Origin of the sequence: Bradyrhizobium sp. 153 (assembly GCF_023073835.1) — a bacterium.
In the GTDB taxonomy this organism is placed as follows: domain Bacteria; phylum Pseudomonadota; class Alphaproteobacteria; order Rhizobiales; family Xanthobacteraceae; genus Bradyrhizobium.
This window is the reverse complement of record NZ_JADPKH010000106.1, coordinates 1-671: the sequence shown is the minus strand read 5'-3', so window position 1 is coordinate 671 and position 671 is coordinate 1. Positions and strand designations below refer to the sequence as shown.

The following is a 671-nucleotide window of genomic DNA, read 5'->3' as shown; positions in this document are numbered from 1 at the left end:
CATTGTCCAGCCACCGAATGCTCTCCTTCTTCTCGATGGGAATGCGCGTCGGATTGATCTTCTTCTTAAGCGGCAGTCCCCTTGAATTTCTTCCGGGTCCAGAATTTGACCGCCGTCAGTCCAAGCGGCAGCCCTTCGGTTGTCACCGCCAGGCTCGAGTGCATCAGGATGCCGCAAACCGTGTGCGACCTCAGGCGGCCCGCCTTGTCGCGCCCGCTGTTTATGCTCTTGGTGATCCCGATCGCGTCTGAGTTCTCTCTTTGATAACTGAACTCGGTCGTATCGTGGAGCACTAGAATAGGTCCGTCGGTGGCAATCGTGCGCTCACGCGTCGATTGAAAGTGGCCGGCCAGAATGTCGGCCTCACTGACCCGGTCGTCGGAGAAAAAACGATACGCAGCCTTGGTATTGGCCCAGTCCTGGCACACCAGTGGAATGCTTTCTCCCATGGCGCTCCCGATCTGCGCTACCAGTTTGCGGAGCCGCTTATTCAGGCGCTCGTCGGCAAGGTTGCAGCCAGCGAGCTCGCGATCAAACCATGCGTCGGCTTCTTCGTCCATTGGCACCGCCCCCTGCGAATCGGTGCCAGACAAGGAATCACGGTCGATTCCCGCGATGCAATAGTTGGTGCGCTCCCTCAGCCCTCTCGGCTAAATGTGGGTAATTGAAAG

The 671-nt window shown here is 58.1% G+C and carries 1 protein-coding gene; it reads right to left on the bottom strand.

Annotated elements, in window-relative coordinates; translation table 11 throughout:
* Positions 1-65 precede the first annotated feature (65 nt).
* Positions 66-560: a transposase DNA-binding-containing protein gene (locus IVA91_RS26585; RefSeq protein ID WP_247459453.1), complete on the bottom strand. Its 495-nt coding sequence runs from the start codon at positions 558-560 to the stop codon at positions 66-68.
* Positions 561-671 lie beyond the last annotated feature (111 nt).